Source organism: Burkholderia sp. HI2714, assembly GCF_002223085.1.
Lineage (GTDB): Bacteria > Pseudomonadota > Gammaproteobacteria > Burkholderiales > Burkholderiaceae > Burkholderia > Burkholderia lata_D.
Genome location: NZ_NKFM01000015.1, coordinates 280584 through 298691, shown reverse-complemented (window position 1 = coordinate 298691; position 18108 = coordinate 280584). Strand labels below are relative to the sequence as shown.

The following is an 18108-nucleotide window of genomic DNA, read 5'->3' as shown; positions in this document are numbered from 1 at the left end:
GGCGCGGCCGGACGCGAAAAGGCGTGACGAGGCGGTGTTACCGCCGGTTCTTAAAGTAGTTCGGCACGACGCGACGCGGCCCGTGCGTCGCGTAGTGCGAGTGAGTCGAATGCGATCAGTTGAAGGAACCGATACGCTTCAGTTCGCTGAAGTTCATCCAGATGAAGAACGCGCGGCCGACGATGTTCTGGTCCGGCACGAAACCCCAGTAGCGGCTGTCCGCACTGTTGTCGCGGTTGTCGCCCATCATGAAGTAGTGACCCGGCGGCACCTTGCAGATCACGCCGCGGCTGTTATACGTGCAGTTGTCGCGAAACGGATAGTCGTATGCGCCCATCACGAACGGCGGCACGGCCGGGTTGTTGAGGATCGCGTTCTTCCTGTTGCCGATCGTTTCCTCGAACTGCTTCGCGTAGTTCTGGCGCTCGTCGTCGAAGAAATCGGGCAGCGGCGTTTCGGGCACCGGCTGGCCGTTGATCGTGAGCTGCTTGTCCTGGTACGCGACGGTATCGCCCGGCAGGCCGATCACGCGCTTGATGTAGTCGACCGACTCGTCCTTCGGATAACGGAACACGACGACGTCGCCGCGCGACAGCGGGCTGCCCTGCGTGATCTTCGTGTTCGTGACCGGCAGGCGCAGCCCGTATTCGAACTTGTTGACGAGGATGAAATCGCCGACGAGCAGCGTCGGCACCATCGAGCCCGACGGAATCTTGAACGGCTCGACGACGAACGAACGCACGACGAATACCGCCAGGATCACCGGGAAGAAGCTCGCCGTGTACTCGAGCCACCACGGCTGGCGCAGTTTCTCGTCACGCAGCTTCGAACGCGTCTGCGCCGCGTTTTCATCCGCGAAGCGCTTGTCGATGCGCGACTGCTGGCGATCGAACTCCTCGATCGCCGAGTCGGCCGCCTTGCGCCGCTGCGGCAGGAACACCAGTTTGTCCAGCACCCACGCTACGCCCGTCAAGACGACGAGCACAAAAAGAATCAGCGCAAAATTCATAAAAGGATCAGTCCTGTTATTTGTCTTCGACGCGCAAGATCGCAAGGAACGCTTCCTGCGGGATCTCGACCGAACCCACCTGCTTCATCCGCTTCTTGCCTTCCTTCTGCTTTTCGAGCAGCTTCTTCTTTCGCGTGATGTCGCCGCCGTAGCACTTCGCCAGCACGTTCTTGCGCAGCGCCTTGATGTTCTCGCGCGCGACGATGTGCGCGCCGATCGCGGCCTGGATCGCCACGTCGTACATCTGGCGCGGGATGATCTCGCGCATCTTCGCGGCCACTTCGCGGCCGCGATATTGCGACTGCGATCGGTGCACGATGACCGACAGCGCGTCGACCTTGTCGCCGTTGATCAGCATGTCGACCTTCACGACGTCCGACGAACGGTATTCCTTGAACTCGTAGTCCATCGACGCATAGCCGCGCGACACCGACTTCAGGCGATCGAAGAAGTCGAGCACGATCTCGGCCATCGGGATCTCGTACGTGAGCTGCACCTGGCGGCCGTGATACTGCATGTTGATCTGCGAGCCGCGCTTCTGCTCGCACAGCGTGATCACCGAGCCCACGTAATCCTGCGGCATGTACAGGTTCACGGTGACGATCGGCTCGCGGACTTCCGCGATACGGCCGGGCTCCGGCATCTTCGCCGGGTTCTCGACCTTGATCGTCGAGCCGTCGCTCTGCACGACCTCGTAGACGACCGTCGGTGCGGTCGTGATGAGATCCATGTCGAACTCGCGCTCGAGCCGCTCCTGCACGATTTCCATGTGCAGCAACCCGAGGAAGCCGCAGCGGAAACCGAAGCCGAGCGCCTGCGACACTTCCGGCTCGTACTGCAGCGATGCGTCGTTCAGCTTCAGCTTTTCGAGCGACTCGCGCAGCGCGTCGTACTGGTTCGCCTCGACCGGATACAGCCCCGCGAACACCTGCGGCTTCACTTCCTTGAAGCCCGGCAGCGGCTCGGTGGCGGCCTTGGCCACGTGCGTGACGGTATCGCCGACCTTCGCGGCCGTCAGTTCCTTGATGCCCGCGATGATGAAGCCGACCTGCCCCGCCGACAGCGATTCGAGGTTGCGCGACTTCGGCGTGAACACCCCAATGTGCTCGACCGGATACTGCGCGCCGGTCGCCATCATCTTGATCTTGTCCTTCGGGCGCAGCGTGCCGTTGACGATACGCACGAGCATCACGACGCCGACGTAGTTGTCGAACCACGAGTCGATGATGAGCGCCTGCAGCGGCGCGGCCGGGTCGCCCTTCGGCGGCGGCACCTTCGCGATCAGCGACTCGAGCACGTCCTCGACGCCGAGGCCCGTCTTCGCGCTGCAACGCGTCGCGTCGGTCGCGTCGATGCCGATCACGTCCTCGATCTCCTCGATCGCGTTCTCGGGGTTCGCGGCCGGCAGGTCGATCTTGTTCAGCACCGGAACGACCTCGACGCCGAGCTCGATCGCCGTGTAGCAGTTCGCGACGGTTTGCGCCTCGACGCCCTGGCTCGCATCGACGACCAGCAGTGCGCCTTCGCACGCGGACAGCGAACGGCTGACCTCGTACGAGAAGTCGACGTGCCCCGGCGTGTCGATCAGGTTCAGGTTGTAGACCTTGCCGTCGCGCGCGCGATAGGACAGCGCGGCTGTCTGCGCCTTGATCGTGATGCCGCGCTCGCGCTCGATATCCATCGAGTCGAGCACCTGCGCTTCCATTTCACGGTCGGCGAGGCCGCCGCATACCTGGATGATGCGATCCGCGAGCGTCGACTTGCCATGGTCGATGTGCGCGATGATCGAGAAATTGCGAATATGATCCATTCAGTGCCGATCAAGCGAAAAAGGCGCGCTCGACGACTGCAGAGCACGCCTTGTGTAAGTCGGTGAAAAAACAGCTTATTTTAGCCGAAAAGGCCTTTGCCGGGCGGTATTTCCTACGCCGGGCCAAGCCCCGTGCGAAACGACGCCCGCCAGCGGCAGGTCAGGCTCGGCGCCGGGACGTCAGCGCGTCGCGTACCCGTGCGTCGTCGAACCGGTGGCGGCATACCTCCGCCCCGTCCAGCAACAGCACGGGCACGTCCTCGTCGTAGCGGGCGACGAGTGCCGCATCGGTGTCGATGTCGACGTAATCGACCGCGACGCCGAATTCGGCCGCCACCGGCGCCAGTGCGTCGCGCATGTCGTCGCACAGGTGGCACCAGCCGCGGCCGTAGAGCGTGAACATCGGCGCGTTACTTCTGGCGCGGCCGCACGGGCACGAACTGCGTGTTGTCGCCACGCCGCACCAGCACCGCGACCGCCTTCTGCGGATCGAGCTGCGCCGTCACGTCGGCAAACTGCTTCGCGTTCGTGATGTCGGTGTCGCCGACGCGCAGCACGATGTCACCGCGCTGCAGGCCCGCACGGGCGGCCGGGCCGTCGACGCCGTCGATCTGCACGCCGTTCTTCAGCTTCAGCGTCTTCATCTGCTCCGCCGTCAGGTCGCTGACCGTCAGGCCGAGCGAATTGGTCTGGCGCGGCTTCTGCGGCGCGTTCTTGCGCTGCTCGGCCTTTGCCGTCGTTTCGGCCGGCGTTTCCGCGATCGTGATCGGCAGATCGCGTGCCTGACCCTTGCGCCATACGCTGACCGTCGCCTTCGTGCCGGGCTTTGTGTCACCGACCATGCGCGGCAGATCCGACGCCGCATCGACCGAACGGCCATTGAACTTCAGGATGATGTCGCCCGGCTGGATACCCGCCTTGTCGGCCGGGCCACCCGGCTCGACGCTGCTGACGAGCGCGCCCTCGGCCTTCGGCAGCCCGATCGAATCGGCCACGTCCTTCGTCACCTCGCCGATCGCCACCGCGATCCGGCCGCGCGTGACCTTGCCCGTCGCCTTCAGCTGGTCGGCCACGCGCATCGCCTCGTCGATCGGAATCGCGAACGAGATGCCCATAAAGCCGCCGGTACGGCTGTAGATCTGCGAGTTGATGCCGATCACCTCGCCCTGCATGTTGATCAGCGGGCCGCCCGAGTTGCCGGGGTTCACGGCGACGTCGGTCTGGATGAACGGCAGGTAGTCGCCCGTATTGCGGCTCTTCGAGCTGACGATGCCGGCCGTGACCGTGTTGTCGAGGCCGAACGGCGAACCGATCGCGACGACCCACTCGCCGACGCGCACCTTGTTCGAATCGCCAATTGCGACGACCGGCAGGTTCGACGCCTGGATCTTGACGACCGCGACGTCCGTGCGATCGTCGACGCCGATCAGCTTCGCCTTGAATTCACGCTTGTCGGTCAGCGTCACGTAGATGGTGTCCGCATCGTCGACGACGTGCGCATTGGTCATCACGTAGCCGTCGGCCGACACGATGAAGCCCGAGCCGACGCCGCGATTCTGTTCGGTGTCGGGCGGATTGTCCGGCGTCGGCGCGTTTTTCGGATTGCCGCCGCCATTGCCGCCACCGTTGCCCGGCGCCTGCGGCAGCGGAATGCCGAAGAAGCGGCGGAAGAATTCCGACATGTCGCCGTTGTCGAAACCCGGCGGAAGCACGCCGCGCGGGCCGGGTACCGGCACGTTCGCGGTGGTCCGGATGTTCACGACCGCGGGGCCGACCTTTTCGACGAGATCGGCGAAATCGGGAAGGCTGGCAGCGGGAGGCGTGACAGCGACCGCGGTTTGCGGGACGAGCGGCAGGCAGGCACACAGCGCCGCCGCCGCGAGCACTTTGCGCAGCGTGAGTTTCGTCATGTCGGAAGCCGTAGCGTTACTTGGAAGCCTTGTATTCTATGGCAGACGCGAACTGCTGCAACGTAGCCGGCGGCACTTCTCCGAGTACGGTGATCCAGTAGTCGCCGCGGCGCTTCACGAGAACGTTCGTTGCACCGGTGCTGCCCGCGCCTTCCTTGCGCGTATTCTTTTCGGCCGGCTCGATGAAAACCGAGATCGTCGCGAGACCGTCGGTGAAGACGGCCTGATCGACCGGGATCGGCGGCTCACCCGCGTCACGTGCGGCCATCGGCCGCCGCACTTCGCGAATCTTCTGGAAACCGGCCACGCTCGGCGCGAGCTGCCAGCCCTGCGCTTCCATGTCGACCGTCGCGACCGGCGGCCGTACGACCGTCCAGCCGTTCAGGTTGCGCATGCCGGCCGCGATCGCGGCCTTGTCGCCGCTTGCGCCGCCCGTCTGCAATTGCGAGAACGCGATCTGCTCGAGCACGTGATCGTTCGCATCGAGCGTCTGCGAGCGCAGCAACAGCCCCGTGCGCGTGTCGGCCCACAGCTTGTACGTGAAGCGGTACGCATCCTTCGGCACGAGTTCGACGACCTGCGCGTCGATCCCCGCCACGCGGTCCTTGCCGAGCGACTTCGCGTCGTAGACGGACATCACGTGCTCGCCGCTCGCGCCGAGCAGCGCGGGGAACGAATCGCGCGTCTGACGACGCTCGACCACGCACAGCTTGCGCTCGGGCACGAACGTGTACAGCTCGTCGTTATGGCGCAGCAGCTTGCGCGGCTTGCCGTCGAGCGTCTCGATGCGCTCGAACTCGCCGTCGCGGGACGCGACGTGCGCGATGCGCGACGACTGCACATACCCGCCGCGCTGGTAGACGAACGTGCCTTCGTAGCTCTGCTGCTGCGCCGCTTGCTGGACACGGTCGAGCCAGTCGGCGGCACCCTTGCGGGTCGCGACGGGATCGTCCGGTTGCTGGGCGCGGGCAGGAAGGGATTGAACGGACAACAGGGCGGCTGCGCAAAGCAGGAGGGCCGGCAGCCGCTTCCATCCGGAGATGGCGTGATTCAACTGCAATGTCCGCATCGGGTTTATTGGCCTGGCGTGGTGGTCACGGCAGCGCGGATCAGCGGCATCGAACCCGTGACGACGGGCTGCTGCGCGAATTGCTGGTGCGCTTCAAGGTATTGGTCGAGGCTGGCGTCGCGGATGATGTTGACGTCCTGCAGGCCCGGCTGGGCCGATGCCTGCGCAACCGTCACGCGCTGCAGGTTGCCGCCTTGCGGCGCACCGGCCGACGCGACCTGGACGGCGCCCGGGGCACCGGCCGTCTGCATTTGCGGGACGACGATCCACGTCAGCGTGGCCGCCGCGGCGGCAACCGCGAACGCGGGCACGACGCGCCGGCGCAGCGACAGCAGCTTGCGCGCGACGGGTGCGGCCGCCGGCGCGAGCAGGTGCGGCTCGCTTTCGAGCGCAGCCGACATGCGCGCGGTGAACGCGACGCTCAGCGCAGGCGACAGCGCGAGCTCGTCCGAGCGCAGCGCATCGCCGATCAGGTGGTAATGGGCCCACGCAGCGCGATCCGCGCGGTTGAGCTCAGCCAGAAACTGCCCGTTGTCCGGGCCATCGAACATTTCGCCGTCGACCAGCGCGGAAAGGCGCTCGCCGCGCGAGCACGCTTGCGACTGCGTATTGACCGACCCCATGATGCTCCCCATCTTGCACACCCCGTCGTGACTTCACGACTCTAACCGTAACTAGACCCCGACCCGCTTCGCTCCGCCTGTCGCGCTTACCAGCGCTTGCCTTCGGGCGTATCGAGCAGCGGACGCAATTTGGAAGCGATTGCCTCACGTGCGCGGAAGATCCGCGACCGGACCGTCCCGATCGGACAGCCCATCATTTCCGCGATCTCTTCGTAGCTCAGGCCCTCGATCTCGCGCAGCGTAATTGCCTGGCGCAGTTCTTCGGGCAGCAGAGCCATGGCAGCGTTGACCGTCTCGGCAATCTGCTTGCTCATCAACATCGACTCAGGCGTGTTGATATCCCTTAGTTGGTCTGCGTCGGAGAAAGTTTCCGCTTCCTCCGCATCGGCCTCGGTCGAGGTCGGCGCCCGGCGGCCTTGCGTCGCAAGGTAGTTCTTCGCCGTGTTGACGGCAATTCGGTACAACCACGTATAGAACGCCGATTCGCCGCGGAATTGCGGCAGCGCACGATACGCCTTGATGAACGCGTCCTGAGCCACATCCTCGACCTCGGCGGGATCCCGCACGAGGCGCGAGATCAGCCGAATGATCTTGCGGTGGTATTTGGAGACCAGGAGTTCGAACGCTGCCTTGTCGCCCTTCTGTACGCGCTCGACCAGAGCCTGATCGATTTCTTTTTCACTCACCTGACAAATCCGTTAACTAGGGATGCAACGCGGAGCGATATTGTAGCGTTCCCGCGCCGGCCGCTGGTTACGGTAGGTAACCGTGCCGCCGTCAAACCCGCCCCGCCGCGCCCGCCGTTCTCGCCAGCACGGAAAGCGCGCTGAACGATGCGGCGTCGAGCGCATCGGCCGGAATCAGCAGCGGCCGGGCCCGCCGGGCGCCCTGCCCGACTGACAGCACCAGCAGCAGACTGCTCCAGTGCGCATGGCCCGTCACGCGGCCGCGGGCCAGCAGGCGCCCGGTGCGGCCAAACGCCGCGACTTCCCCGAATGCGTCGATCTGCAACTCGGCCGGCAGCCGGCGGGCACAGGCCCGCGCGGCACACACGGCCAGCAGCGCGGCCGTCACGGCCGACACGCCTGCACCGGCGGCAGCGCCCGCGCGCGGCGCCCAGAACAGGTAGGCCGACGCGGTAGCCGATGCGACGAACACGGCCAGCACGAGATACGACACGGCCGAGGCCCGCAACGCAAAGCGCTGCGGACGCCCGGCCGGAGCATCGAATGGACTCGTCAAGCGATTGCGGCGTCAGACGCGCTTGAACACCAGCGTGCCGTTGGTGCCGCCGAAGCCGAAGTTGTTCTTCACGGCAACGTCGATCTTCATGTCACGCGCGGTGTTCGCGCAGTAGTCGAGATCGCACTCCGGGTCCTGGTTGAAGATGTTGATGGTCGGCGGCGACACGTTGTTGTGCAGCGCCAGCACCGTGAACACCGATTCGAGGCCGCCCGCGCCGCCCAGCAGGTGGCCCGTCATCGACTTCGTCGAGTTCACGACGATCTTGTACGCATGCTCGCCGAAGGCCGCCTTCACCGCGTCCGACTCGTTCTTGTCGCCCAGCGGCGTCGACGTGCCGTGCGCGTTCAGGTACTGGACCTCGTCCGGGTTCACGCCGGCGTCGCGCAGTGCCGCGACCATGCAGCGGCGCGGGCCGTCCATGTTCGGCGCGGTCATATGGTACGCGTCGCCCGTCATGCCGAAGCCCGAGACTTCCGCGTAGATCTTCGCACCACGTGCCTTCGCCGCTTCGTACTCCTCGAGCACCATCACGCCGGCACCCTCGCCCAGCACGAAGCCGTCGCGGTCCTTGTCCCACGGACGGGATGCGCTGGCAGGGTCGTCGTTGCGGGTCGACAGCGCACGCGCTGCCGCGAAACCGCCGATGCCGAGCGGCGACACCGTCGATTCGGCGCCGCCCGCGACCATCACGTCGGCGTCGCCGGCCTGGATCAGGCGCGCGGCGAGGCCGATGCTGTGCAGGCCGGTCGTGCAGGCCGTCACGGCCGCGAGGTTCGGGCCCTTCAGGCCGAACATGATGCTCAGGTGACCCGAGATCATGTTGATGATCGAACCCGGCACGAAGAACGGCGAAATCCGGCGCGCGCCGCGATCGACGTAGGTCTGGTGCGTATCTTCGATCATCGGCAGGCCGCCGATGCCGGAACCGACCAGCACGCCGATGCGTTCCGCATTGGCTTCGTTCACTTCCAGCCCGCTGTCCTTGATGGCCTGGACGCCGGCGGCGATGCCGTAATGGATGAACGTATCCATGTTCCGGGCTTCCTTCGCCGGGATGTACTCCTCGGCGACGAAACCCTTCACTTCGCCCGCGAATTGGCAGGCGAGGTTCGACGCATCGAACTTCGTGACGGTGGCAATACCGGACTTGCCGGCGACGAGATTGGCCCAGCCGTCGGCAACATTATTGCCAACAGGCGAAATCAGCCCCAGGCCTGTAACAACAACACGACGGCGGCTCACGGTAACCTCTTTTCCATTATTGGATGACAAAAACAAAAGCCACAGTGGCCACAGGAACCAGCCCTGCGAGCCCTGTGGCTGTTAGTCCGTCCGGCGCGAAGCCGGCAGGATGGCGCGTCAATCGCGAAGATCGCGGCGACGTGGCGGACAAGCGCGAAAGGCGCTCGTTACGCCTTGACGTTTGCGCGAGCGTAGTCGATCGCTTGCTGAACCGTCGTGATCTTCTCTGCTTCTTCGTCCGGGATTTCCATGCCGAACTCGTCTTCCAGAGCCATCACCAGTTCGACGGTGTCGAGCGAGTCGGCGCCCAGGTCGTTCACGAACGAAGCTTCGTTCTTGATCTCGGCTTCGGCGACGCCCAGTTGCTCAGCGACGATCTTCTTGACACGTTGTTCGATGTTGTCCATTACCCCTCCGAGGGAAAGTTCAGATTTACAAGTGCGCGCATTTTATCAGGTTTGCTGACGCCAAAACGCGCGTTGGCTTGATGGTCGATCAAGCACCGATCCGCCTGAAAAACGGGATACGGCGCGGATGGTAAACGAAAATCGTTACGACATGTACATGCCGCCGTTCACGTGCAGCGTCGTACCGGTGATGTAACCGGCTTGCGGCGACGCGAGGAACGCGACGGCATGGGCGATGTCTTCCGGGCTGCCGAGGCGGCCGAGCGGAATCTGGGTCTTGAGCGCGGCCTGCTGTTCTTCCGGCAGCGTCTTCGTCATGTCGGTGTCGATGAAGCCCGGCGCCACGCAGTTCACGGTGATGCCGCGGCTGCCGATTTCACGTGCAAGCGCACGCGTCATGCCCGCCACGCCGGCCTTCGCAGCCGCGTAGTTGACCTGACCCGGGTTGCCGGCCGAGCCGACCACCGACGTGATGTTGATGATGCGGCCGCCACGCGCCTTCATCATCGGGCGGAGCACGGCGCGCGACAGGCGGAACACCGACTTCAGGTTGGTGTCGATCACCGCGTCCCAGTCCTCGTCCTTCATCCGCATCGCGAGCTGGTCCTGCGTGATGCCCGCGTTGTTGACGAGCACGTTCAGCGCGCCGAATTCCTTCACGGTCGCGTCGATCAGCGCCTCGGCGGCTGCCGCGTCGTTGACGTTCAGCACCGCGCCGCGGCCCGTGACGCCCGCTTCCGCGAACGCTGCGGTAATCGCCGCGGCGCCCGATTCGCTCGTCGCCGTGCCGATCACCGTCGCACCCAGGCGGGCGAGTTCGAGCGCGATCGAACGGCCGATGCCGCGCGATGCGCCGGTGACGATCGCAACCTGTTTATCGAGAGTCTTGTCCATGAATCGAATATCCGTCTCTTGAGAAAAGGCGCCGCGTCAGGCGGTCACCAGCTTGAGCGCTTCGTCGAGCGACGCCGGATCGAATACCGACGCGCCCGTCAGGTTGCCGTCGATGCGCTTCGTCAGGCCGGCGAGCACCTTGCCCGGACCGCATTCGATCACGTGCGTGACGCCCGTGCCGGCGATGTGCCGCACGCACTCGACCCAGCGCACCGGGCCTGCGGCCTGGCGCACCAGCGCATCCTTGATCGCAGCCGGATCGCTGACCACGGCGACGTCGATGTTGTTGACGACCGGAATCTGCGGCGTCTTGACGTCGACGTTCGCAAGATAGTCGCGCAGTTGATCCGACGCCGGCTTGAGCAGCGACGAATGGAACGGCGCCGACACCGGCAGCGGCAGTGCGCGCTTCGCGCCCTTCGCCTTCGCGATTTCGCAAGCCTTTTCGACCGCGGCCTTGTTGCCTGCGATAACGACCTGCGCGGGGGCATTGAAGTTCACCGCTTCGACGACGCCCGCTTCCGCGGCTTCGGCGCAAACCGCACGCACCGTGTCGTCATCGAGGCCCAGGATCGCGGCCATGCCGCCCTGGCCGACCGGCACGGCCGTCTGCATCGCCTGCGCGCGGAAGCGCACGAGCGGCACCGCGTCCTTGAACGCGAGCGCGCCTGCGGCGACGAGCGCCGTGTATTCACCGAGGCTGTGGCCGGCAACGATCGCCGGCGCCGGGCCGCCTGCCTGCTGCCACGCGCGATAGCACGCATAGGCTGCGGTCAGCATCACGGGCTGCGTGTTGGTGGTGAGGTTCAGCTCTTCGGCCGGGCCTTCGGCGATCAGCTTGCCGAGATCCTGATTGAGTGCATCGGACGCTTCCTGGAGCGTCTCGCGCACGACGGCCAGATCGGCGAATGCGTTGAGCATGCCGACCGCCTGCGAGCCCTGCCCCGGAAATACGAATGCAAATTTCATATCGTCCCCAATTGAATCGATTCGGACGGCGCGCACGAATGGCGCGCCGCCGATGGGATCCGCGCGCAGCAGTCGCGCGCTGCGGATCAGTAGCGGAAGACCGACGCGCCCCAGGTGAAGCCGCCGCCGACGCCTTCGATCAGCACGTGCTGGCCGCGCTGGATGCGACCGTCGCGCACCGCGGTATCGAGCGCCAGCGGGATCGACGCGGCCGACGTGTTGCCGTGCTGGTCGACCGTCACGACCATGCGCTCCTGCGGCAGGCCGAGCTTGCGGCAGGTGCTGGTCATGATGCGGATGTTGGCCTGGTGCGGAATCAGCCAGTCGATCTGCTCGGGCGCGAGATTCGCCTTCGCGAGCGCCTCGATCGCGACCTTCTCGAGCACGTTGACCGCGAGCTTGAACACGGCCTGCCCGTCCATGTACAGGAACGCGCTGCCTTCGATCACGCCGCGGTTGACGTTGCCCGGCGTGCAGAGGATGTGCGAATAGCTGCCGTCCGCGTGCAGCGCGCTGCCGCGCACGCCCGGCTCTTCCGATGCAGACAGGATCACCGCGCCCGCGCCGTCGCCGAACAGCACGCAGGTCGTGCGGTCCTTGAAGTCGAGAATGCGCGAGAACGTCTCCGCGCCGACGATCAGCGCGGTGCGGTGCTGGCCGCTGCGGATGAAGCTGTCGGCCGTCGCCATCGCGTACGCGAAGCCCGAACACACGGCCTGCACGTCGAATGCCGCGCCGCCGTTCTTGATGCCGAGCTTGTTCTGCAGCAGGCACGCAGTGCTCGGGAACACGAAATCGGGGGTCGAAGTCGCGACGATGATCAGGTCGATCGACTGCGGATCGATGCCGGCGGCTTCGATCGCTCGACGCGACGCCTCCAGCGCGAGGTCGCTGGTCGTGACGTCCGGTGCGGCGAAATGGCGCGCATGGATACCCGTGCGCGCCACGATCCATTCATCGCTCGTCTCGATGCCTTCCTTCGCAAGACGATCGGTCAACTGCTGGTTCGTGACGCGGTCAGGCGGCAGGTAGCTGCCCGTGCCGAGCACGCGGGAATAGAGAGTCGATTGGGCCATTTATGCTTTAGAGGATTGCGCAGCGGAAGGTTCGGCGTGATGGCCTGCGGCGGGGCTTGCATGGCCCGCGCCGCCCGAGTCGTGTTCGCCTTCGCCGAGCGACACTGAATTATCCGCCATCGCGCGCGCGAGGCGCTCCAGCACGCCGTTTTTGACGGCATCATACCCGCGTTTGATCGCCCACTCAAACGCGTAGGCATCGGCCGAACCGTGGCTCTTGATCACGAGGCTTTTCAGCCCCAGCAGCGCCGCGCCGTTGTACTGGCGGTGGTCGACGCGCTTCTTGAAACGCATCAGGACAGGCAGCGCGAGCAGCGCCATCAGCTTCGACATCAGCGAACGGCCGAACTCCTCGCGGATGATGTCCGACAGCATCTGCGCGAGCCCCTCGGACGTCTTCAGCGCGACGTTGCCGACGAAGCCGTCGCACACGATCACGTCGACCGTGCCCTTGTAGATGTCGTTGCCTTCGACGTTGCCGCGGAAATTAAGCGTGCTGGCGCGCAGCAGTTCGCCTGCGCGCTTGATCGTCTCGTTGCCCTTGATCACCTCTTCGCCGATGTTCAGCAGGCCGATCGTCGGACGTTCCTTGCCTTCGAGCGCCGCCACGAGTGCGTGCCCCATTTCCGCGAACTGCAGCAGGTGCTGCGGTTCGCAGTCGACGTTCGCGCCGAGGTCCAGCATCATCGTGTAGCCGGTCGGGTTCGGCAGGGCAAACGCGATCGCGGGCCGCTCGATGCCGGGCAGCGTCTTGAGTACGTAACGGGAAACGGCCATCAGCGCGCCGGTATTGCCGGCGGAGATGCAGGCCTGCGCCGCGCCTTCCTTGACGTGGTTGAGTGCGACGCGCATCGAAGAATCCTTCTTCTTGCGCAGCGCCACTTCGACAGGGTCGTCCATCGCCACGACTTCGGTGGCGGGAACGATGGTCAGCGCGGGATCGTCGAGGGCTTTCAGCTTTTTCAGCTGAGCGCGGATCGCGCTTTCGATGCCGACGAGCATCAGGTGCGCATCGGGATGCGCGCGGACGAACTTGACTGCCGCGGGAACGGTCACGGACGGGCCGTGGTCGCCTCCCATGCAATCGATTGTGAGCTTTACGGTCATGGAATGCGACGAATTTCAGGCACAAAAAAGCGGCAGTTGAATGCCGCCTTTTTGTTGAGCCAGGAAAGTGTCAAGCGAACCAGTTGTCACGCGAACGGCAAGCGTAGCGCGCAACGCGTGACTTGACGCTTAGTCGTTCTTCGTCTTGACGACTTTCTTGCCGCGGTAGTAGCCGTTCGGGCTGACGTGGTGACGCAGATGCACTTCACCCGTGCTCGGCTCGACTGCCAGCGGCGCTGCCGTCAGGAAATCGTGCGAACGATGCATGCCGCGCTTCGACGGCGACTTCTTGTTTTGCTGGACTGCCATGACTAACTCCTAAATAATTTTCCGGATTCTAACACAGCCCGATCCGGCGCTTAACTACCCTGGCCCAAAGCCTTTACGCCTTCCCGCGCCACAACTGCTTAGTGTTTCTTGGTGCCGTCACCGTCCTTCTTCAGCGCTTCCAGCGCTGCGAACGGATTCGGCCGTTTGCCTTCGTCCCCGGCTTCGCCGGACGCTTCGTCCGACTCTTCCGCGGGACCGCTCGCACCCGACACGAGGCTTTCGTGAACTGCCGGGCAAACCTCGTGCTTGGGCACGAGCGGCAACGAAAGCAGCAATTCCTCTTCGATCAAGTCGACGAGATCGAACTGGCGTGAGCCCACGATCACATCGGCTTCATCGTCGTCGAGCGGAAATTCTTCAGCTTCTTCTTCGGTCGCGACGACCCGGTACGTCATGTCGACGTCGAACGTCTGGTCGTACGGGGTCATGCAGCGCTGGCACGTGAGCCACGCATGGCCATGCACCGCAAGGCGCAGATACGGCTGCTGCCCGTCGGCGCCGTCGTCCTGCAATTCCTTCTGGGTGAACCCTTCCGCCTGCCATGTGAAGACCGTGTCGCGATCTGGCGCGTCCACGGGCACTTCGTTTAACATGCGCGGCAGTTGCGAGAGGCGCACCGCACCGGCTGCCTGCCGCCCGCTGCGGGCGAACTCGAACAGGTCGATTGCATGCGGATCAAGCGCCGCAGCCGGTTTGCCAGAAGAAGTGTTCATGTGCGCTCCTGCCTACAGGCTGACTTGCGAATCCGGCTTGGTACCGCTCGCGTACGGTTCATCCACGGATGACGTACTTTACTTCCGAAGACCCGGCAGGCGCCACCACAACGGAAGCCTGCCGACGAAAAGCGGGAAAGCATACCTGTTTTACCTTTTGCGGTCAATCACTTAAGCTTGCGTCCGCGCAACGCCATACAACACCCGACGACTCACCGATCCAACCGACCATGCCGGATACCGTTTGCCGCCCGCCGCGGCTGATTCTTGCCTCCAGTTCACGCTACCGCCGCGCGCTCCTCGAGCGCCTCGGCCTCCCCTTCGACGTCGTGTCGCCCGACCTCGACGAAACCCCGCACGACGGCGAAATGCCGGCCGCGACCGCCCTGCGGCTCGCCGGCGCGAAAGCGCGCGCCGTCGCCGCCACCATCGACGCGCCGGACGGCGTGCTCGTGATCGGGTCGGACCAGGTCGCGACCTTCGACGGCCTCCAGATCGGCAAGCCCGGCACCCATGAGCGTGCGCTCGCACAACTCGTGTCGATGCAGGGCCGAGAAGTCGAATTCCACAGCGCGCTCTGCCTGTACGACAGCCGGACGGGCGAAGCACAGGTCGAGGACATCGTCACGCACGTGCGCTTCCGCTCGCTGCCCGAGGCCGAACTCGACGCGTACCTGCGCGCCGAAACGCCGTACGACGTCGCCGGCAGCGCGAAGTCCGAAGGGCTCGGCATCGCGCTGCTCGACGCGATCGACTCGAACGATCCGACCGCGCTCGTCGGCCTGCCGCTGATCGCGCTCACGCGCATGCTGCGCGCCGCCGACTATCCGTTGTTTGCAACCACCCGTGGAGACCGCGCATGACCGCCGGCACGCTTTACCTCGTCCCGAACACGCTCGGCGAAGGCGACGAGTCGATGCTCGCGGCCGTCCTGCCCGCGACCGTGCAGGCGCGCGCCGGCACGCTCGGCTATTACATCGGCGAGAACGCGAAGACGACACGTGCATTTCTGAAGAAGATCGGCACGACGCGCCCGATCCAGGAAATCGAGATCAGCGAACTGAACGTCAACACACCGGCCGGCGCCATCGACCGGCTGCTCGCGCCCGTGCTGGCCGGTGCGGACGCCGGCCTCGTGTCCGAAGCCGGCTGCCCGGCCGTCGCCGACCCCGGTGCCTTACTGGTGCGCCGCGCGCACGAGCGCGGCGTGAAGGTGGTGCCGCTCGTCGGGCCGAGTTCGATCCTGCTTGCGCTGATGGCATCGGGCCTGAACGGCCAGAGCTTCGCGTTCAACGGCTACCTGCCGGTCGACGCGGCCGCGCGCGCCAAACGCCTGCGCGAACTCGAGCAACTGTCACGCAAGGCGCGCCAGACGCAGATCTTCATCGAAACGCCGTACCGGAATCAGGCAATGCTCGATACGCTCGTCGCGACCTGCGCGCCGTCGACGCAGATCTGCGTCGCGGCCGACCTGACCCTCGCGACCGAGACGATCGCGAGCCGTACCGTTGCGGACTGGAAAAAGGCGCCTGCGCCGAATCTGCACAAGCGCCCTGCGATCTTCCTGCTGCTGGCGAACTGAACGCGGCAGGCGAACCGCCCAGTGAACGGCGGGCCATCGCGGCCCGCCCGCCTCCAGTCAGCGCAGGCTGACCGACGCGCCGCCGGCCGTCAGCGCCTTCATCGCGGCGCTGCCGACGGCCGCGCCGAACTTGCGCGCGACGCGGTTCGTCAGGCTTTCCTTCACCGTATAGTCGACGAGATCCGGCGCCTTCAGCACGTCGCGCGCGACCGTGTCGGTCGTGCCGTAGCCGTCCGCAAGCCCGAGCTCGACGCTCTTCTCGCCGGTCCAGAACAGGCCCGAAAACATGTCGGGCGTCTCGTGCAGCCGCTTGCCGCGGCCATCCTTCACAGCCTTGATGAACTGCGCGTGCACCTGGTCGAGCAATGCCTGCGCATGCGCGTCCATCTTCGGCGTTTCCGGCGAGAAGGGGTCGTAGAAGCCCTTGTTTTCGCCCGACGTATGCAGGCGCCGATCGACACCGAGCTTGCCCATCAGCCCGGTAAAGCCGAACCCGTCCATCAGCACGCCGATCGACCCGACGATGCTCGCCTTGTCGACGAAGATCTTGTCGGCCGCGGACGCGATGTAATAGCCGCCCGATGCGCACATGTCGGTCACGACGACATACAACGGCTTATCCGGATGCTTCGCGCGCAGCCGGCGGATCTCGTCGTAGACCATCCCAGCCTGCACCGGGCTGCCGCCCGGGCTGTTGATCCGCAGCACGACACCGGCCGTGCCGTCGTCGTCAAACGCGGCGTCGAGCGCCGTGTTGATGTCCTCGGCGTTTGCGTTGACGCCAGCCGCGATCTCGCCGTCGATCGTCACGAGCGCCGTATGCCGCCCGCTCGACGAGAACTTCGAATCGCTCGAGAAATCGATCAGCGCGAACGCGAACAGCACGAATACGGCGAGGAACGCGAAGCGGAAGAAGATCTTCCAGCGCCGCGCCGCGCGCTGCTCCTTGACGGCCGCGAGCGCGATCCGCTCGAGCGCCGCGCGCTCCCAGTTCGGTTCACGGCTGTCGGGACGGGCGGAAGAATCCGGGGAATTCGGTTGGTCGGCCATGCAGGGTTGTCGTTAGTCGGTCGTGGCGGGAACGGCGGGACGCAGGTCGGCGTCGGGCACCCAGAATACCGCACGCCCGTCGGACGTGTCGCGCTCGTCGACCTCGACCGGCCGCAGGCGGCCACCCCGGCACGGGCCCCCGACGCACTTGCCGGTGTTCGGCTCGTAGATCGCGCCATGCGTCGCGCACATCAGGTAGAGGCCCGACGATTCGAAGAACTGCCCTTCGGCCCAGTCCAGTTCCATCGGCACATGCGCGCAGCGATTCAGGTAGCCGTATGCCTGGCCCTCGTAGCGCACGAAGAACACGACGGCCTGCTCGCCGCGCAGCGTCGCGTCGACGCGCACGCCGGCGCCGCCGTCGGCCAGGGCATCCGATGCGCACACGCGCACGGCGTCCGGCGCCGCGCTCATGCGTGCTCCCGCAGCCACGCGGCCAGCGCGCCGACGTCCGGCGCGACAAAGCGCGGCGCGAGCGCAGCCAGTGCGTCGGCCGTGTGCGCGCCGTACGCGACGCCGACGCCGGCCGCCCCGGCACTCGCGGCCATCTGCAGGTCGTGTGTCGTGTCGCCGATCATCACGGTGCGCGACAGGTCCTGCCCCAATTCGCGGGTCAGTTCGTGCAGCATCGCCGGATGCGGTTTCGAGAAGGTTTCGTCGGCGCAGCGCGTCGCATCGAACAGGCTCGTCAGCTTCGACTGGTCGAGCACGCGGTTCAACCCGACTCGCCCCTTGCCGGTTGCAACGGCGAGCAGATAGCCCGTGTCGCGCAGCTCGGCGAGCAGTTCCCGCACGCCGGCGAACAACTCGATGCGCTGGTCGTCGAGCAGATAGTGATAGCGGTAGCGCTCGGCGAGCCGCGAATAGTCGGACGGATCGAGGGTCGGAGCCGTAATCTGCAACGCATCGCGCAGGCCGAGGCCGATCACGTAGCGTGACGCCTCGTCGGACGGCGTGGGCAGACCGAGATCGCGGCATGCCGCCTGGATGCTGTGCGCGATGTGCGCAGTCGAATCCATCAGCGTACCGTCCCAGTCGAAGACGATCAGGTCAAATTGCTGTCGAGCCATGC

At 65.5% G+C, this 18108-nt stretch carries 21 protein-coding genes; 2 read left to right on the top strand and 19 right to left on the bottom strand.

Features of this window, described 5'->3' with window-relative positions:
• Positions 1 to 115: 115 nt before the first annotated feature.
• The 16 genes from lepB to CFB82_RS05910 form a co-directional block, all read right to left on the bottom strand.
• Positions 116 to 1009 carry a signal peptidase I gene (lepB, locus tag CFB82_RS05985; protein WP_089483584.1) on the bottom strand — a complete coding sequence of 298 codons (894 nt, stop codon included), beginning with the start codon at positions 1007 to 1009 and terminating at the stop codon, positions 116 to 118.
• Positions 1010 to 1025: 16 nt separating this feature from the next.
• The gene (gene lepA / locus CFB82_RS05980; RefSeq protein ID WP_089483583.1) at positions 1026 to 2819 is read right to left on the bottom strand and encodes a translation elongation factor 4; all 1794 of its coding nucleotides are present in this window, start codon (positions 2817 to 2819) and stop codon (positions 1026 to 1028) included.
• A 160-nt stretch (positions 2820 to 2979) separates the two neighbouring features.
• Positions 2980 to 3222, bottom strand: coding sequence for a glutaredoxin family protein (locus CFB82_RS05975; RefSeq protein ID WP_069247484.1), 243 nt, complete (start codon positions 3220 to 3222; stop codon positions 2980 to 2982).
• Between the two features lie 7 nt (positions 3223 to 3229).
• A complete protein-coding gene (locus tag CFB82_RS05970) occupies positions 3230 to 4729 on the bottom strand; it encodes a DegQ family serine endoprotease (RefSeq protein ID WP_089445207.1) in 1500 nt (499 codons plus the stop codon).
• A gap of 16 nt (positions 4730 to 4745) precedes the next feature.
• Positions 4746 to 5798, bottom strand: a complete 1053-nt coding sequence (locus tag CFB82_RS05965; protein ID WP_089483582.1) for a MucB/RseB C-terminal domain-containing protein — start codon at positions 5796 to 5798, stop codon at positions 4746 to 4748.
• Between the two features lie 5 nt (positions 5799 to 5803).
• A complete protein-coding gene (locus tag CFB82_RS05960) occupies positions 5804 to 6421 on the bottom strand; it encodes a sigma-E factor negative regulatory protein (RefSeq protein ID WP_027788009.1) in 618 nt (205 codons plus the stop codon).
• An 86-nt stretch (positions 6422 to 6507) separates the two neighbouring features.
• The gene (rpoE, locus tag CFB82_RS05955; RefSeq protein WP_069247482.1) at positions 6508 to 7107 is read right to left on the bottom strand and encodes an RNA polymerase sigma factor RpoE; all 600 of its coding nucleotides are present in this window, start codon (positions 7105 to 7107) and stop codon (positions 6508 to 6510) included.
• A gap of 91 nt (positions 7108 to 7198) precedes the next feature.
• Positions 7199 to 7663: a hypothetical protein gene (locus CFB82_RS05950; protein WP_069247481.1), complete on the bottom strand. Its 465-nt coding sequence runs from the start codon at positions 7661 to 7663 to the stop codon at positions 7199 to 7201.
• Between the two features lie 12 nt (positions 7664 to 7675).
• Complete coding sequence (gene fabF, locus CFB82_RS05945) at positions 7676 to 8908, bottom strand: beta-ketoacyl-ACP synthase II (RefSeq protein WP_069247480.1); 1233 nt, start codon at positions 8906 to 8908, stop codon at positions 7676 to 7678.
• Positions 8909 to 9075: 167 nt separating this feature from the next.
• Entirely contained in the window at positions 9076 to 9315 is a 240-nt protein-coding gene (gene acpP, locus CFB82_RS05940; RefSeq protein WP_004197638.1) for an acyl carrier protein, read from the bottom strand.
• A 144-nt stretch (positions 9316 to 9459) separates the two neighbouring features.
• The gene (fabG, locus tag CFB82_RS05935; RefSeq protein ID WP_006476504.1) at positions 9460 to 10209 is read right to left on the bottom strand and encodes a 3-oxoacyl-ACP reductase FabG; all 750 of its coding nucleotides are present in this window, start codon (positions 10207 to 10209) and stop codon (positions 9460 to 9462) included.
• Between the two features lie 36 nt (positions 10210 to 10245).
• Entirely contained in the window at positions 10246 to 11178 is a 933-nt protein-coding gene (fabD, locus tag CFB82_RS05930) for an ACP S-malonyltransferase (protein WP_089445206.1), read from the bottom strand.
• Between the two features lie 86 nt (positions 11179 to 11264).
• Positions 11265 to 12254 (bottom strand): beta-ketoacyl-ACP synthase III, encoded by a 990-nt coding sequence (locus tag CFB82_RS05925; protein WP_089483581.1) that lies wholly within the window; start codon positions 12252 to 12254, stop codon positions 11265 to 11267.
• Positions 12255 to 13361, bottom strand: a complete 1107-nt coding sequence (gene plsX, locus CFB82_RS05920; RefSeq protein WP_089445204.1) for a phosphate acyltransferase PlsX — start codon at positions 13359 to 13361, stop codon at positions 12255 to 12257.
• A gap of 129 nt (positions 13362 to 13490) precedes the next feature.
• Positions 13491 to 13670, bottom strand: coding sequence for a 50S ribosomal protein L32 (gene rpmF, locus CFB82_RS05915; protein ID WP_006051932.1), 180 nt, complete (start codon positions 13668 to 13670; stop codon positions 13491 to 13493).
• A gap of 98 nt (positions 13671 to 13768) precedes the next feature.
• A complete protein-coding gene (locus CFB82_RS05910) occupies positions 13769 to 14404 on the bottom strand; it encodes a YceD family protein (RefSeq protein WP_089483580.1) in 636 nt (211 codons plus the stop codon).
• 230 nt (positions 14405 to 14634) lie between these two features.
• Between CFB82_RS05910 and CFB82_RS05905 the strand changes: the two genes are divergently transcribed.
• Together CFB82_RS05905 and CFB82_RS05900 are read left to right on the top strand one after the other, a co-directional pair.
• Entirely contained in the window at positions 14635 to 15267 is a 633-nt protein-coding gene (locus CFB82_RS05905) for a Maf-like protein (protein ID WP_089483579.1), read from the top strand.
• The gene (locus tag CFB82_RS05900) at positions 15264 to 15986 is read left to right on the top strand and encodes an SAM-dependent methyltransferase (protein WP_069247474.1); all 723 of its coding nucleotides are present in this window, start codon (positions 15264 to 15266) and stop codon (positions 15984 to 15986) included. The genes CFB82_RS05905 and CFB82_RS05900 overlap by 4 nt, the downstream gene beginning before the upstream one ends.
• A gap of 57 nt (positions 15987 to 16043) precedes the next feature.
• On the opposite strand, the gene CFB82_RS05895 is transcribed toward CFB82_RS05900, so the two are convergent.
• From CFB82_RS05895 to CFB82_RS05885, 3 genes are read right to left on the bottom strand one after another with little or no spacing between them, the layout of a single operon-like run.
• The gene (locus tag CFB82_RS05895; RefSeq protein WP_089483578.1) at positions 16044 to 17036 is read right to left on the bottom strand and encodes a S49 family peptidase; all 993 of its coding nucleotides are present in this window, start codon (positions 17034 to 17036) and stop codon (positions 16044 to 16046) included.
• Positions 17037 to 17048: 12 nt separating this feature from the next.
• Positions 17049 to 17450 (bottom strand): Rieske (2Fe-2S) protein, encoded by a 402-nt coding sequence (locus CFB82_RS05890; protein ID WP_043181955.1) that lies wholly within the window; start codon positions 17448 to 17450, stop codon positions 17049 to 17051.
• Entirely contained in the window at positions 17447 to 18106 is a 660-nt protein-coding gene (locus tag CFB82_RS05885; protein WP_089445199.1) for an HAD-IA family hydrolase, read from the bottom strand. The genes CFB82_RS05890 and CFB82_RS05885 overlap by 4 nt, the downstream gene beginning before the upstream one ends.
• Positions 18107 to 18108 lie beyond the last annotated feature (2 nt).

Bases quoted from the DNA above. Each gene is read 5' to 3' on its own strand.
- lepB (WP_089483584.1), bottom strand. From the start codon at position 1,009: ATGAATTTTGCGCTGATTCTTTTTGTGCTCGTCGTCTTGACGGGCGTA.
- lepA (WP_089483583.1), bottom strand. From the start codon at position 2,819: ATGGATCATATTCGCAATTTCTCGATCATCGCGCACATCGACCATGGC.
- CFB82_RS05975 (WP_069247484.1), bottom strand. From the start codon at position 3,222: ATGTTCACGCTCTACGGCCGCGGCTGGTGCCACCTGTGCGACGACATG.
- CFB82_RS05970 (WP_089445207.1), bottom strand. From the start codon at position 4,729: ATGACGAAACTCACGCTGCGCAAAGTGCTCGCGGCGGCGGCGCTGTGT.
- CFB82_RS05965 (WP_089483582.1), bottom strand. From the start codon at position 5,798: ATGCGGACATTGCAGTTGAATCACGCCATCTCCGGATGGAAGCGGCTG.
- CFB82_RS05960 (WP_027788009.1), bottom strand. From the start codon at position 6,421: ATGGGGTCGGTCAATACGCAGTCGCAAGCGTGCTCGCGCGGCGAGCGC.
- acpP (WP_004197638.1), bottom strand. From the start codon at position 9,315: ATGGACAACATCGAACAACGTGTCAAGAAGATCGTCGCTGAGCAACTG.
- fabG (WP_006476504.1), bottom strand. From the start codon at position 10,209: ATGGACAAGACTCTCGATAAACAGGTTGCGATCGTCACCGGCGCATCG.
- fabD (WP_089445206.1), bottom strand. From the start codon at position 11,178: ATGAAATTTGCATTCGTATTTCCGGGGCAGGGCTCGCAGGCGGTCGGC.
- CFB82_RS05925 (WP_089483581.1), bottom strand. From the start codon at position 12,254: ATGGCCCAATCGACTCTCTATTCCCGCGTGCTCGGCACGGGCAGCTAC.
- plsX (WP_089445204.1), bottom strand. From the start codon at position 13,361: ATGACCGTAAAGCTCACAATCGATTGCATGGGAGGCGACCACGGCCCG.
- rpmF (WP_006051932.1), bottom strand. From the start codon at position 13,670: ATGGCAGTCCAGCAAAACAAGAAGTCGCCGTCGAAGCGCGGCATGCAT.
- CFB82_RS05910 (WP_089483580.1), bottom strand. From the start codon at position 14,404: ATGAACACTTCTTCTGGCAAACCGGCTGCGGCGCTTGATCCGCATGCA.
- CFB82_RS05905 (WP_089483579.1), top strand. From the start codon at position 14,635: ATGCCGGATACCGTTTGCCGCCCGCCGCGGCTGATTCTTGCCTCCAGT.
- CFB82_RS05900 (WP_069247474.1), top strand. From the start codon at position 15,264: ATGACCGCCGGCACGCTTTACCTCGTCCCGAACACGCTCGGCGAAGGC.
- CFB82_RS05895 (WP_089483578.1), bottom strand. From the start codon at position 17,036: ATGGCCGACCAACCGAATTCCCCGGATTCTTCCGCCCGTCCCGACAGC.
- CFB82_RS05890 (WP_043181955.1), bottom strand. From the start codon at position 17,450: ATGAGCGCGGCGCCGGACGCCGTGCGCGTGTGCGCATCGGATGCCCTG.
- CFB82_RS05885 (WP_089445199.1), bottom strand. From the start codon at position 18,106: ATGGCTCGACAGCAATTTGACCTGATCGTCTTCGACTGGGACGGTACG.